The 14,303-nt window shown below is 57.9% G+C and carries 14 protein-coding genes; 2 read left to right on the top strand and 12 right to left on the bottom strand.

The features are described 5' to 3' along the window. Window positions 1–32: 32 nt before the first annotated feature. From phoB to ACR1XU_RS03300, 10 genes are all read right to left on the bottom strand, one after another. A complete protein-coding gene (phoB, locus tag ACR1XU_RS03345; RefSeq protein ID WP_170677117.1) occupies window positions 33–722 on the bottom strand; it encodes a phosphate regulon transcriptional regulator PhoB in 690 nt (229 codons plus the stop codon). Window positions 723–734: 12 nt separating this feature from the next. Then, window positions 735–1,436 carry a phosphate signaling complex protein PhoU gene (gene phoU, locus ACR1XU_RS03340; RefSeq protein ID WP_170615031.1) on the bottom strand — a complete coding sequence of 234 codons (702 nt, stop codon included), beginning with the start codon at window positions 1,434–1,436 and terminating at the stop codon, window positions 735–737. Between the two features lie 16 nt (window positions 1,437–1,452). Beyond that, window positions 1,453–2,250: a phosphate ABC transporter ATP-binding protein PstB gene (gene pstB, locus ACR1XU_RS03335; RefSeq protein WP_170677121.1), complete on the bottom strand. Its 798-nt coding sequence runs from the start codon at window positions 2,248–2,250 to the stop codon at window positions 1,453–1,455. 12 nt (window positions 2,251–2,262) lie between these two features. Continuing rightward, window positions 2,263–3,624 (bottom strand): phosphate ABC transporter permease PstA, encoded by a 1,362-nt coding sequence (gene pstA / locus ACR1XU_RS03330; protein ID WP_480908531.1) that lies wholly within the window; start codon window positions 3,622–3,624, stop codon window positions 2,263–2,265. After that, complete coding sequence (gene pstC / locus ACR1XU_RS03325; protein WP_480908529.1) at window positions 3,621–5,093, bottom strand: phosphate ABC transporter permease subunit PstC; 1,473 nt, start codon at window positions 5,091–5,093, stop codon at window positions 3,621–3,623. Before pstC ends, pstA begins: the two co-directional genes overlap by 4 nt. A gap of 83 nt (window positions 5,094–5,176) precedes the next feature. Next, complete coding sequence (locus ACR1XU_RS03320) at window positions 5,177–6,217, bottom strand: substrate-binding domain-containing protein (RefSeq protein ID WP_480908527.1); 1,041 nt, start codon at window positions 6,215–6,217, stop codon at window positions 5,177–5,179. 182 nt (window positions 6,218–6,399) lie between these two features. Further along, the gene (locus ACR1XU_RS03315; RefSeq protein WP_480908526.1) at window positions 6,400–7,461 is read right to left on the bottom strand and encodes a sensor histidine kinase; all 1,062 of its coding nucleotides are present in this window, start codon (window positions 7,459–7,461) and stop codon (window positions 6,400–6,402) included. Window positions 7,462–7,495: 34 nt separating this feature from the next. Next, a complete protein-coding gene (locus ACR1XU_RS03310) occupies window positions 7,496–8,020 on the bottom strand; it encodes a gamma carbonic anhydrase family protein (RefSeq protein ID WP_170824539.1) in 525 nt (174 codons plus the stop codon). Continuing rightward, on the bottom strand, window positions 8,017–8,658 hold the full coding sequence (gene gmk / locus ACR1XU_RS03305; protein WP_321252965.1) for a guanylate kinase: 642 nt from the start codon (window positions 8,656–8,658) through the stop codon (window positions 8,017–8,019). Before gmk ends, ACR1XU_RS03310 begins: the two co-directional genes overlap by 4 nt. A gap of 17 nt (window positions 8,659–8,675) precedes the next feature. Continuing rightward, window positions 8,676–9,566 (bottom strand): YicC/YloC family endoribonuclease, encoded by an 891-nt coding sequence (locus ACR1XU_RS03300; protein WP_480908524.1) that lies wholly within the window; start codon window positions 9,564–9,566, stop codon window positions 8,676–8,678. A 293-nt stretch (window positions 9,567–9,859) separates the two neighbouring features. Here ACR1XU_RS03300 and ACR1XU_RS03295 point away from each other — a divergent pair, with 293 nt between their 5' ends. Beyond that, entirely contained in the window at window positions 9,860–10,480 is a 621-nt protein-coding gene (locus tag ACR1XU_RS03295; protein ID WP_480908522.1) for a PAS domain-containing protein, read from the top strand. A gap of 66 nt (window positions 10,481–10,546) precedes the next feature. Here ACR1XU_RS03295 and ACR1XU_RS03290 read toward each other — a convergent pair whose 3' ends face one another. Further along, window positions 10,547–11,917, bottom strand: coding sequence for a class II 3-deoxy-7-phosphoheptulonate synthase (locus tag ACR1XU_RS03290; RefSeq protein WP_170615021.1), 1,371 nt, complete (start codon window positions 11,915–11,917; stop codon window positions 10,547–10,549). Between the two features lie 169 nt (window positions 11,918–12,086). On the opposite strand from ACR1XU_RS03290, the gene ACR1XU_RS03285 reads away from it, so the two are divergent. Next, entirely contained in the window at window positions 12,087–13,091 is a 1,005-nt protein-coding gene (locus ACR1XU_RS03285; RefSeq protein WP_170615020.1) for a GlxA family transcriptional regulator, read from the top strand. A gap of 20 nt (window positions 13,092–13,111) precedes the next feature. On the opposite strand, the gene ACR1XU_RS03280 is transcribed toward ACR1XU_RS03285, so the two are convergent. Next, window positions 13,112–14,203, bottom strand: coding sequence for a PQQ-dependent sugar dehydrogenase (locus ACR1XU_RS03280; protein ID WP_480908537.1), 1,092 nt, complete (start codon window positions 14,201–14,203; stop codon window positions 13,112–13,114). Window positions 14,204–14,303 lie beyond the last annotated feature (100 nt).

The following is a 14,303-nucleotide window of genomic DNA, read 5'->3' as shown; positions in this document are numbered from 1 at the left end:
ATAGTTTCTGACCGGGCCGCCCTGCCCCTTGTTCAGCCCAAGGCGTAGCCAGCACCACGTACCGTGCGCACCGGATCGTCGCCCCCATGCTGTGTCAAAGCCTTGCGCAGGCGTCCGATATGCACGTCAACTGTTCTGGTATCGACATAAATGTCCCGCCCCCAGACCCGGTCCAGCAATTGCTCGCGGCTCCAGACCCGGCCTGGCTTTTCCATGAAAGTGCTGAGCAGGCGAAACTCGGTCGGGCCAAGTTTCAGCGGTTTGCTGTCGCGGCTGACTTTGTGTGTCTCGGAGTCCAGAACGATATCGTCATACTCCAGCCGCAGACCAACTGTCGCCGGACGCACACGCCGCAGTTGGGATCGCACCCGTGCCATGAGTTCGACGACTGAATACGGCTTGACGACATAGTCATCCGCGCCGGTTTCCAGCCCACGCACCTTGTCCACCTCTTCCGTACGGGCCGAAAGCATGATGATCGGAATGGAGCGCGTATCCGGCCGGGTTTTCAGACGCCGACAGACTTCGATCCCGCTGAGGTTTGGCATCATCCAGTCTAGCACGATGATGTCCGGGCTATCCTCATCGACCAGCAGCAGGGCTTCGTCACCGTTGGCGGCTTTTGAGACGCGAAACCCTTCTGCTTCAAGATTGTAGGCCAGCACTTCGCGCTGCGCGGGTTCATCCTCGACAACCAGAACTGTGGGCTGATCAGCGGACATGATCGCGATCTCCTAGACGGTTTGCGAGGTGATATCAGCCTTGGGCCGCGCCTCGGAGGGTCGTTCACCGGTCACGAGATAAACAACCTGCTCAGCGATTGCAGTGACATGGTCGCCCATACGCTCGATGTTCTTGGCGATGAAATGCAAATGCATACACGACGAAATATTGCGCGGATCCTCGGCCATGAACGTCAGGAATTCGCGGAACAGACCGTTATACATCTGGTCCACCTCTTCGTCCCGTTCGATCACGTCGGCCGCCAGTTCGGCGTCGCGCTGGATATAGGCATCCAGGGCGTCCCGCAGCATACGCTCGACCTCGCGCGCCATACGGCGCAGAGCCGCAGCGCTTCCGTTGATCTCGCCTGCGTTGACCAGAACCGTGGTACGCTTGGCAATGTTCTTGGAATAATCGCCAATGCGTTCCAGGTTGGCCGAAACCTTCAGGACCGACAACACCAGCCTCAGATCGCCGGCCGTCGGGGACCGCAGCGCAATCAGACGCGCGGTTTCTTCGTTGATCAGTTCTTCAAGCGCGTCAATGGCCTTGTCGCCCTGCCGGACTTGCTGCGCCAGTTCCTCGTCGCGCGTCTCAAGCGAGCGGGCCGAGCTCATGATTGCGGCCTCGACCAGACCGCCCATCTTCATGATGTGGGCCTGGATCGTTTCAAGGTCGCGGTCGAATGCGGATGCAATATGTTGTTCAGTCATATCTGGTTACCTGTGCTCAGCCGATCCGGCCTGTAATGTAGCTTTCCGTGCGGGGATCCACCGGGTTGGTGAAGATCTGGCCGGTTTCGCCAAACTCGACCAGGTTGCCCAAATGGAAGAAAGCGGTCTTCTGGCTTACACGGGCGGCCTGCTGCATCGAATGGGTCACGATCACCACAGAATATTGCGCGCGCAGCTCATCGATCAGTTCCTCAACTTGCGCCGTTGCAATCGGGTCCAGCGCCGAACAGGGTTCGTCCATCAGCAGAACCTCGGGCTCGGTCGCGACGGCGCGGGCGATGCACAGGCGTTGCTGCTGACCACCGGACAGACCTGTGCCCGGGGCATCCAGCCGGTCCTTCACCTCATCCCAGATCGCACCCCGGCGCAAGGATTTCTCAACGATCTCATCCAGTTCTGCCTTGTTCTTGGCAAGGCCGTGGATGCGAGGGCCGTAAGCGACATTGTCGTAGATCGACTTGGGGAACGGGTTGGGCTTCTGGAACACCATCCCCACTTTGGCGCGCAGCTGAACCGGGTCAACCCGCTTGTCATAGATGTCTTCGCCATCCAACAGGATATCACCTTCGACACGGCAAATGTCGATCGTGTCGTTCATCCGGTTCAGGCAGCGCAGGAAGGTGGATTTGCCGCACCCCGACGGGCCGATGAAGGCCGTCACCTTCTTGTCTTCGATCTCCACGTTCACGTCCTTGATGGCGTGGGCATCGCCGTAATAGACCTGAACGTTTTTCGCGGCGATCTTGATTTCTTCGGAGTCCACGGTTCTCTCCACTCGTGTCATGTCGTTCATTATTGCCTCCACTTACCAGCGGCGTTCAAAGCGGCGGCGCAGGATGACCGCAATCGTGTTCATTGTGACGAGGAAGATCAACAGAATGATGATGCCCCCCCATGCGCGTTCGTAAAAGGCCGGGTCGGCGCGCTTGGACCATTCGTAGATCTGCGCCGGCATGGCCGAGTTCGGGGACAGGAAGCCCGCAACAATACCGTCGGGCGGGTTCGAGGCGATAAAGCCCACCATTCCGATCAGCAACAGCGGAGCCGTTTCACCCAGCGCCTGCGCCAGACCAATGATGGTTCCGGTCAGAATACCGGGTGCGGCCAAGGGCAGAACATGGTGGAACACCGCCTGCATTTTTGAGGCCCCTACCCCAAGCGCTGCATCGCGGATCGACGGCGGCACGGCCTTCAGTGATGCTCGGGTCGATATGATGATCGTCGGCAAGGTCATCAGCGTCAGCACCAAACCGCCGACCAGCGGAGCGGACGTTGGCAGGTGCATGTAGTTGATGAACACGGCCAGACCCAGGATACCGAACACGATGGACGGAACGGCAGCCAGGTTCGAGATATTCACCTCGATAATATCGGTCAGCCGGTTCTGCGGCGCGAATTCCTCGAGATAGATCGAGGCGGCAACACCAATCGGCAATGCCAGCGCCAGCACCACGAACATCATGAACAGCGAACCCAGCATGGACACGCCGATCCCTGCCGCCTCGGGGCGTTGGTCGGACGCATCTGCGCCGAAAATGAAATCAGGGTTAAAGGCTTTGTACAGAACACCGGCATCGCGCAATTGGTCGACAAGATCCAGCTGTTCGGCCGAGATGCTTTTGTCGTTCACGATCGACTCGCGGCTTACGCGCCCCTTAAGGTAGCCGTCAACGCGGCTTTTGGTCAGAAAGCGAAAGCTGACCGTTTCGCCGATCTTGTTCGGGTTTGCGATGACGTAGTTCCGCAATTCGGCCTGCGCCGCCTTGGACAGGATCTTCCCCATTTCTTTGGGTTTCAGGTCAGTTTGAACGCCCAGCTTTTCAACTTCGGATTCCAGCGCGGCGGAAATTAGCGGTGCGTATCCGAAGGTCGACACTTTCTTGATTTCGTCAATGTTACGGTTGCCCTTTTTGTCCAGCTTGCTTTCCAGCAGGTCCACGTCCAGCTCGACGTAGGTTTGCTGAAAGGCACCGGTTCCGGCGGTCACGATATTCGTCACCAGCACAATCAGCATCAGCAGGCCGACGCTGATCGCAGCGATCCCGTAAATCTTGAAACGGGATTCGGCCGCGTTCCGACGCTTGGTTCGGGCATCCTGCTGGAACAGAGAGCCGCCTTTGGGCTTGGCCGCAGGTGCGGAGGCGGGCGATTGGGACAAATCGGTCATTCGTACTGCTCCCGGTATTTGCGTACGATGTAAAGGGCGAGGATATTCAGGCCCAGCGTGATCACAAAGAGTGTGAGACCCAGCGCGAACGCGACCAGCGTTTCAGGGCTGGCAAAGTCGGTATCACCGGTCAGTTGGCTGACGATCCGCGTGGTGATGGTGGTCATCGCTTCGAATGGGTTGCCCGAGAACTTTGCAATCGCACCAGCGGCCATCACAACGATCATCGTTTCACCAATGGCACGGCTGGCGGCCAGCAGAATTGCCCCGACGATGCCCGGCAGCGCTGCGGGCAGGATCACATTGCGCACGGTTTCCGAATGCGTGGCCCCAAGGCCGAGAGAACCGTCACGCATGGATTGCGGTACAGCGTTGATGATGTCGTCCGACAGCGAGGACACGAACGGAATCAGCATGATCCCCATCACCAAACCGGCCGTCAGAACCGCGTTGGAACTGGCCATCCAGCCCACCCCCAAAGCGCCACCATCACCGAAAAGGGAAACAAGCGCGGGGCCAACCGTCAACAAGGCAAACAAGCCGTAAACGATGGTCGGGATACCGGCCAGAATTTCGAGCAGAGGTTTGGCAATCGACCGGGTCGCACCGGATGCATATTCCGACAGGTAAATTGCGGCGAACAGACCGATCGGCACAGCAACCAGCAGCGCAATCAGCGAGATATACAGCGTGCCCCAGAGCAGCGGCAGAATCGACAGCTCACTTCCGCCACGGAAGTTGGGGGCCCAGGTGGTTCCCAGGAAAAAGTCTTTCCAGGAATGCAGCTGGAAGAAGTTCATGGTCTCGAACAACATCGACAAAACGATGCCGACGGTTGTCAGGATTGCAATCGACGCGGCCAGCAGCAACAACGCCAGAACCCCCTGCTCGACCACATTGCGAGCCCGGAAATCCTTGTTCGTTCTGACATAGGCAAAAGCGGCACCAAACAGAGCAATCGCCAGAACGACGACCTGCATTGCCACCTTCCCGGTTGACGTCATGCTGCGGTACTTCTGCGCTGCCACCAAAATTGGCTGTGTGATGTCTTGCGTCAGAACCTGTCCGGACTCTTTCAGCGTTTTGGTCAGGGCTTCGATATCGGCATTGCCATCCCGGGCCTGCGCCTCAGCCATCGCGCCACTGGCCACAGCGCCATCCAGTCCATATGCGACCCGGCGGACCTCGCTCATGACTAGGCCGCGATCTGAACCCTCGGGGATCGCTTGATCAGGAATAAGGCCGGAAACAGTGCTGTTCACGATCATCGGCTGCACCAGCAGCCAGATGATCAGCACACCCAATGCCGGAACCAACGCGGTCAGAGCAACGTTGTAGCCGTAGTATGATGGCAAAGAATGCAAACCTCGGGCCTCTCCGGCCGCGCTTGCCAATGCGCGGGACCGGCCCGCGAAAAATCCAATCACTGCCAACGCAAGCAGGATAAGCAACAGCCAGGATAGCGCCATGAGAACTCCGTAAGGATGGCAGAGTAGGAGTCAAAAGGAACCGGGACGCGCAGAAAACGCCCCGGTTCCGTTCATATGAATATTTAGGAACCGCCGCCCAGAACAGTTTCGTTGGCGACTGTTTCCTGTACCTTGACCAGCTCTGGGTCGGATACCAGGCCGTATTCTGCCAGCGGGCCATCGGGGCCTGCGATCTCGTCAGCGACGAAGAACTCGGCATACTCTTTCAGGCCGGGGATCACGCCGATGTGGGCCTTCTTCACGTAGAAGAACAGCGGGCGCGAAACCGGGTATTCGCCGGATGCGATCGACTCGGTCGAAGGAACGATGCCGGACATAGTCGCGACCTGCAGCTTGTCGGTGTTGTTCTCATAGAACGCCAGACCAAAGACGCCGATGCCGTCCTTGTTGCTTTCGATACGGGCCAGGGTTTCGGTGTAGTCGCCGTCGATGTCGACCGAAACGCCGTCGGTGCGCAGCGCGATACAGGCTTTTTCAGCTGCTTTCTTGTCGTCGCCGTTGGCAGCCTTGTAGACGTCAAAGTCGCCCAGATGCTCACAACCGGCCAGGATCACCTTGTCTTCGAACACTTCACGGGTGCCGTGCTTGGTGCCCGGGATGAAGGCTGCGATCGGCTGCGCCGGGAAGTTCGGGTTCACGTCGGCCCAGGTTTTGTTCGGGTTGTCGACCAGTTCGCCGTCGAAGACGATTTGAGCGGACAGGGCTTTGTACCAGTCTTCCGGCGTGAACTCGAACGAGTTGCCGTTGATGTCGGATGCGAAAACGATGCCGTCATAACCGATCTGAACTTCGATGATGTCGGTCACGCCGTTCTCAGCGCAGGCTTTGATCTCTTTTTCGCGGATGGCACGCGAAGCGTTCGCAACGTCGATGGTGTTTTCGCCTACACCTTCACAAAAACGCTTCAGACCCGCCGAGGAACCGCCCGATTCAACAACCGGTGTCGGGAAGTCAAAGTTTTCACCGAAGGCTTCAGCAACGATCGAAGCGTAAGGCAGCACGGTTGACGAACCGGCAACCTGTACCTGATCACGCGCAGCAGCAGTAGTCGCCGAAACGGCCGCGATGGCCAGTGCAGAAGCCGACAGTTTTACAAAGGACATTTCAGTCTCCTTGACAAAGATATGTAGTGATCATCCCCATGATGATCTTGGGCGAACCTCTAAGAGGCGCGCGTAAGCCTTTTGTGACAGGTGTGTAACAGTTTCATGACAAGCCGGAGGAAAGTTGCATAACTTTGCGCAAAGCTGTCATGCCGTCGACGCAAGGCTTCCGTGAGCAGGTTTCAGGTTTCGCTGTGCCCGACGGGAAGGATCACAGTGAACGTTGTGCCCTGCCCCAATTCGCTTTCCACACGCAACCGGCCGCGATGCCGGTTGACGATGTGTTTTACGATCGCCAGCCCAAGTCCCGTCCCCCCCAACTGACGTGACCGGTGGCTGTCGGCCCGATAAAACCGTTCCGTCAGCCGGGGCAAATGTACTGAGTCGATACCTTGCCCCTTGTCCGCCACCTGAACACGCACAGACGGGCCACGTACGGTCGCGTTACGCTCCAAAAGCTCAAGCGTGACATCAACGACGCCGCCGCTGCTGCCGTATTTGATGGCGTTCTCGATAAGGTTGGTGAAGACCTGACGCAGTTGATCGGCATCACCCGGCAGCGACACGGAATCCGGCGGCGCGTTCAGAGACAAAGCGACTTGCACATCCTCTGCCAGCGGGCGCAGCGTATTTATCGTTGATTGCAACAGCCCCGTCAGGTCCACTGCTTCCTTTGGCCGGATACGTTCCTCGCTCTCGACCCGGTTTAGCGACAACAGATCGCCCACCAGACGGTTCATCCGGTTCGCCTCATCCATCATGATCTGCAGGAACCGGTCACGCGCGGCCTCATCCTTTCGGGCCGGGCCACGCAGTGTTTCAATGAACCCCATTAGGGCGGTCAAGGGGGTGCGCAACTCGTGACTGACATTCGCTACAAAGTCCCGCCGCATCTGGCTGGCCTGTTCCAGATGGCTCACGTCCTGGAAGATGGCCAAAACTGCGCCGCCGGAAACCGCACCGACCCCGTTAACGTATCTGCACTGGACCTCGAACGTGGTGTCCTGCGCACCGTCGTTGGAAAGATGCTTTGTTTTCGCGGCCTCTTTCGTGCTCAGGCTTTGCTCCATCGCTTCGATAACCTGAGGCTGCCGCAGGATGGTTGCGAAATGTCGGCCATGAATGTTGCGGCCCAACAGAGTTATGGCATCAGTGTTGGCAGCAACGATCCGCTCTGTCTGGTCGACCATCAATGCTGGCATGGGAATGGCCGAAACAAATTCGTTTAGCTGATCTTCTGCCATTGCTGCGGCCTTTCTACTTGTCTCGTCAAAAGGCCTATGAAATCGGCTTCAGGGTTTCACGAAATTTCCGCATATTGTCCTGATAGTGCAGCGCGCTGAGTGTAAGCCGCTGCGCCGTCGCCTCATCCACCTGGCGCACGACCTTTCCGGGCGATCCCATGACCAGGGAATTGTCCGGTATCTCCTTGTTTTCGGTGATCAGCGCCCCGGCCCCGATCAGGCAGTTCTTGCCGATCCTGGCCCCGTTCAGAACGATGGCACCCATCCCGATCAAGGTATTCTCACCGATTGTGCAGCCGTGCAGCATGACCTTGTGGCCGATGGTGCAATTGGCCCCTATGGACAGCGGGAAACCGGCGTCGATATGCATGACGCAGTTTTCCTGCACATTGCTGCCCGCACCTACGCGAATTTCCTCGTGATCGGCGCGGATGGTGCAGCCGAACCAGACCGAGGCGCCTTGCTCCAGCACGACCTTCCCAATCAAATTGGCGTCGGGCGCAACCCAGGTATCCTCGTGAAGTTGCGGTGTGTGTTCGCCCAGTGCGTAGATGGTCATGCCAAACCCTCGAACTCACTTTGCAATGTCCGCACATGATCCTGCAACGCGGGTTGCTGAATGCGGCGCATTCGCTCGGCGCTGACGATGGTTTTCAGCTTTTCTTCGGTTGCATTCAGATCGTCATTGATCAGCACGTAATCGTAATACCCCCAGTGGCTGATTTCGTCCCAGCTTTTGAGCATCCGTTTGGCGATCACTTCTTCACTGTCCTGCCCCCGGCTTTCCAACCTGCGTCGCAATTCCGGAATCGAAGGCGGAAGAATAAAGATCGAAAGCGCATGTTTGCCCAGATCCGAGTTCCGGATCTGCACCTCACCCTGCCAGTCGACATCGAACAGGACATCCTTGCCACTGTTGATCGACTCGCGAACCGGACCTGCGGGAGAACCATAGAAGTTTCCGAAAACATGCGCATGTTCCAGCATCTGACCGTCTGAAACCTGCTGACGGAACGTATCTTCGCTTAGAAAATAGTAATCGCGCCCGTGTTCTTCGCCCGGTCGCGGCGCGCGGGTTGTTGCCGAAACTGAAAACTCCAGCTCTGTGTCCCAACTCATCAACCGTTTGGCCAGCGTGGATTTGCCCGCGCCCGATGGCGAGGACAGAATGATAAGAAGGCCTCGTCTATCCGCCATATCCTTACGCTCCGATCTTATTCCACGTTTTGCACTTGTTCGCGCATCTGATCTATCACAGCCTTAAGTTCCAGACCTACGGCAGTAAGCTCCGCGCTTTGCGCCTTGGAACACAAGGTGTTGGCCTCGCGGTTGAACTCCTGCATCAGGAAATCCAGCTTGCGTCCTACCGCCCCGTCCTGCGCCAGCAAAGTTCGGGCAGCGGTCACGTGGGCACCCAGTCTGTCAATCTCTTCGGTGATGTCCGCCTTTACGGCGATCAGCGCAAGCTCTTGCGCGACGCGGTCCGGGTCCGCACCCTGAGCGTTGTCTAAAACGCGGGCCAGGTTCTCCTGCAACGCCTCGGCAGCCTTGCCTTTGCGCTTTTCGGCCAACTCAGCCGCCTGAGCTGTCAGCGCCGCGACCTGATCCAGTTGCCCGTCAAGTATACCGGCCAACGCTTTCCCCTCGGCCTGCCGCATGTCGATAAAGGCGCCCAGAAGTGCAGGAAATTCAGACTGAAGATGTGCGACCAAAGGCGCGGCATCGTCCGTATCATTGCCCGCTTCCATCATGCCTTTCAACGCAAGCAAATCTGCGGCACAGGATGGCGCAAGCTTCAAGCCCCGCGCTGCAGCCATGTTTTCTGTTCGAGCCAGCGCATCCAATGCCGATTCCATCGCGGTTTCATTCAGCACAAGATCTGGTGCCGTTTCTTCGCGGCTCAGCCGCAACGACAAAGTCACATTGCCGCGGCTAAGAGATTTTGACAGTTCCCCCCGCAAGGCGGCTTCCAATCCGGTCAGCCAATCCGGCAGGCGCAGGCGCATGTCCAGACCCTTGCCATTCACGCTGCGGAGCTCCCACGTCCAGCTATGCGGCCCGAAAGCCCCCTTACCCGAGGCAAATCCGGTCATGGATCTGATCATGCCTGCCCTTTCTGTCGATGCCATTTCCTGCGTGCTTGCCGCACCTAATGCCATAGACCGCCACAGGGCAAGACCTTGCTGTGATTGCGTGAACTCCCGGAAGTTAACCATTCGTTAAAGAATTCCTCCAAAATTGAGTTAACCCGTGCCAATCTTCCTTTCGTGGTTGTTGGAACGCCTATGGCCGTAATGCGTAGCATTTTATGAAAATGGCGTTTGATTGGTACGGGGTGACGAAAGTGAAGTCTCTTTTTGGGAATGGTTCCGGGTCTAAATTTGGAAAGATCGTTGCAATGGATCGTTTTGACAGTGGGCGCAGTCTTACTCCGATCCGTCAGGCCGAAGCCTACTGGACGGCTCTTTTAACCGGTGACGGCGTTCCGATGCGGTCACAGATCGACCCGCGCGGACTTGAGAATATTCTGGAATACACCTTTGTTCTTGAACGTATCGCCCCCGGTTTGGCGCGGTTCCGCCTTGCAGGCAGCCATCAGACCAAACTGGCTGGCATGGAAGTCCGCGGCATGCCCCTTACCGCATTTTTCGAGGCCGCTGCGAGGCGGCAGATTACCGAAGTTCTGGAACGGGTTTTTTCGGAACCCGCGCTGGCAGAGATGGACCTGATCTCAAAAGGACGTTTGGGCAGCGCGCGTTTGCAGGCACGCATGATCCTTTTGCCACTGAGAAGCGATCTGGGCGATGTCAGCCGGATACTGGGCGTGATGGTCAGCGACGGCACCATTGGTGCCACACCCAGACGTTTTGCGATCAAGGAAAGTCGGATCCGCGCTGTTTCCGAAATCCAAGCCCCCCAAAACGTACAGAAACAATTGGCCGAGGGGTTTGCCGAGAAACAAGAAGGGTTCAAACACCCCGCCTCTCATTTGCGGCTTGTCGTTTCGCGAAAGGATTGAACTAATCCGATCAAATGAAAACGGCGGGCACCATGGCCCACCGTTCTGCTTTTCTGGGAAGCACTATCAGCTGGCTTCGCGCTTAACGCGGTCGCGGCGGAGGTTGGTCAGTTCCTCAGCGACCAGAAACGCCAGCTCCAGCGACTGGGACGCGTTCAGGCGTGGGTCGCAGGCGGTATGATAGCGATCCGACAGGTCTTCTTCGGTCACGGCCCGCACGCCTCCGGTGCATTCGGTCACGTCCAAACCTGTCATCTCGAAATGAACGCCGCCGGGGATGGTGCCCTCGGCCTGATGCACACCGAAGAAGTCGCGCACTTCGCGCAGGACCGAGTCGAACGGGCGGGTCTTGTAGCCCGTGGCCGACTTGATCGTATTGCCGTGCATCGGATCGCAGACCCAGGTGACCTTGGCGCCCTCTTCCTTGACGGCCTTTATCAGGCGCGGCAGATGCTCGCCCGCGTTACCCGCACCAAAGCGTGCAATCAGGGTCAGACGGCCTTCTTCGTTCTCCGGGTTCAGCTTCGACATCAGAACCTTGAGGTCTTCGGCCGTTGTGGTCGGGCCGCACTTCAGTCCGATCGGATTCTGAACGCCACGGCAGAACTCGACATGCGCACCGTCAGGCTGACGGGTGCGGTCGCCGATCCAGATCATGTGACCGGAGCCAGCCAGCCAGTTGCCGGACGTGGAATCAAGACGCGTCAGGGCCTCTTCATATTCCAGCAGCAGGCCTTCGTGGCTGGTGTAGAACTCAACCGTCGAAAACTCATGCGTTGTATCCGCCGTGATCCCGGCTGCGCCCATGAAATCGATGGTGTCCTGAATACGATCCGCGATCTCGGAATATTTCTGGACATCCTGTTTGTCGGTGAAGCCCAGAGTCCAGGAATGGACACGGCTCATGTCCGCGAATCCGCCGGTCGAAAATGCGCGCAACAGGTTCAGCGTGGCCGCCGCCTGCGTGTAGGCCTGAAGCATCTTGTCCGGATTCGGAATCCGCGCCTCTGGCGTGAAGGCCAGTTCGTTGATGATGTCACCACGATAGCTGGGCAGTTCGACGCCATTCACCACCTCGGTCGGGGCGCTGCGCGGCTTGGCGAACTGGCCGGCCATGCGGCCGACTTTGACCACCGGCACCTTGGCGCCATAGGTCAGCACCATCGCCATCTGCAGCATCACCTTGAAGGTGTCGCGGATCGCGTCCGCGCTGAATTGTTCAAAACTTTCAGCACAATCCCCGCCCTGCAGCAGGAAGGCTTCGCCGCGACCGGCGGCACCCAGATGTTGCTTGAGGCGCCGCGCCTCACCGGCAAAAACCAGCGGGGGATACTGCGAAAGCTGGGCCTCGACCTTGGCCAGGGCGGCCGCGTCGGTATAGTCTGGCATCTGAACCCGTGGCTTGTTGCGCCAGTCCGTTTTTTGCCATTCTGTCATAGCTTTGATCTCCGCTGAAGTAGTCAGGTCGCCTCTATACAAAATGTATTGAAGAGTGACCATATCCCATTTGCGCCCCTTGACGCCGCAAACAAGCTTTGGTCATGGTGACTGATAAAGCTGACGCCGGGAAAACGATCACCCGGCGCCGAATCAAGGACATCACGCCATGAAAGAGCAACGCCAAGTTGTCACGGTGCCAGACACTGCGTCCAATCCGCAAAACTTCGTTTTCGTTTTGCTGGACAAATTCTCACTTTTGTCCTTTGCGTCCGCGCTGGACAGCCTGCGGATCGCCAACCGCATGGCCGGTCGCCAGCTTTATACGTGGTCACTGGTGGGCGAAGGCGGTGACACCGTCAGTTGTTCCGCCGGAACAACCTTCAAACTGGACGCCGATCTGATCGAACTGCGCCGCGACGAGGTTGTCCTGATCTGCGGCGGCGTCGATGTTCAGACCGCAACAACGAAAAAAGTGCTGAACTGGTTGCGTCGCGAGGCGCGCCGAGGGCTCAAGGTCGGCGGGCTGTGTACAGCGGCTTACACGATGGCAAAGGCCGGTCTTCTGGACGGAAAACGGGCGACGATCCACTGGGAAAACTCCGACAGTTTCATCGAGGAGTTCGATGAAGTGGAACTGACCAAATCGGTGTTCCTGATCGACGGCAATCGCATGACGACTGCAGGCGGTACTTCGTCCATCGACCTGATGCTCAAGCTGATCGCAGATGAATTCGGTGAGGATCTGGCAAACGCCGTGGCCGACCAGATGATCTATTCATCGATCCGCACAGATCAGGATACACAGCGGCTGTCGACCCCGACACGGATCGGTGTGCGGCACCCCAAGCTGAGTCAGGTCATTCTGATGATGGAAAAGAACATCGAAGAGCCGATTTCGCCTTCGATTCTGGCGAAAGAAGTCGGCATGTCGACCCGCCAGCTGGAGCGTCTGTTCCGTCGCTATCTGAGCCGATCACCCAAGCGGTATTATATGGAACTGCGTCTTCACAAGGCCCGCAACCTGCTGATGCAGACGGATATGAGCGTCATCAACGTGGCACTCGCCTGCGGCTTTGCCAGCCCTTCGCATTTCTCGAAATGCTACCGGGCGCACTACAACACCACCCCTTATCGTGAGCGTGGAACGCAAAGCGGGCGGTTGTCGGTCTAAGGACCGCGGGGTTGGCGCGCTCAGCGTGACATCCTGTAGACCGCGCCCTGTCCTACGGAAATGAACCAGATTGCCCCATCGGGACCTTCGACGATGTCCCTCACACGCTCGGTCATCGGGCCTTTGATCTGCTCCACTTCGCGCAGCGGAGAACCTGCCAGACGCGCGATGTAGTCAAACTTGAGCGACCCGACAAAGATATCCCCCTTCCACTTGGGCACCATTTTGCCGGAATAGACCAGCAATCCCGAAGGGGCGATGGAGGGGTCCCAGTAATGTTCGGGCTGCTTCATGCCCGGCTTTGACGTGCCTTCACCGATCTTCTTACCGGAATAGTGAACACCGTACGAGATAACCGGCCAACCGTAATTGGTGCCGGGTTGAACCAGATTGACCTCGTCACCACCCTTGGCCCCATGTTCCGACACCCACAAACGGCCCCGGGCGTCCAGCCCTGCGCCCTGCGGGTTTCGATGGCCGTAAGACCAGATTTCGGGCCGTATCGCGGCCTGACCAACGAAGGGATTGTCTGCGGGAACCGAGCCATCGCGGTTGATCCGAATGACCGTTCCAAGATGATTGGACCTGTCCTGGGCCGCAGGACGGTCCCCACGCTCGCCCAGCGTCACGAACAATCTGCCATTCGTTGCTTCGACCACGCGCGAGCCGAAATGGCGGCCACCTGATCCGCCTGGAATAGCCTCGAAAATGATGCGGACGTTGGTGAGCTTTTTTCCGTCTTCCGAAAGACGAGCCACCGCGACCGCTGTGCCTGCACCACCCTGTTGAGCTTTGGAGAAGGTAAGAAAGATCTCTCTGCTACGCGCGAAATCACGGGCGATTGTGACATCCAGCAAACCGCCCTGCCCCGATGCGACCACGGCAGGCACGCCCGAGACCTGTTGGCTTCTGTCCCCGTCGAAATACAAAAGATCGCCGTCTCGCTCCGTCACCAGAAATATGTCGTCGGAGATTATCCCGATCGCCCACGGCGTATCCAGCCCGGTGGCCATTTCCTCGACACTCATCGGGCCTTGCGAGGTTTGTAGTTCATCCGCCCATGCGGTCACAGCAATCCCCAGCATCGAAAGAATCGCGCAAACCCTGATCATCATTACCCTCCTGCCTTGGTCAGACACCCAAGTTTTGGTTAAACCCAAAAAAACAAATAGAGTTCGGACAAGCAAAAGCACTTTTTCGTTAGGACTTCCC

It is taken from the genome of Ruegeria sp. D1(2025) (assembly GCF_056536425.1).
Note: the sequence above shows the minus strand (reverse complement) of the source record. Positions and strands in the feature narration are given on the sequence as shown.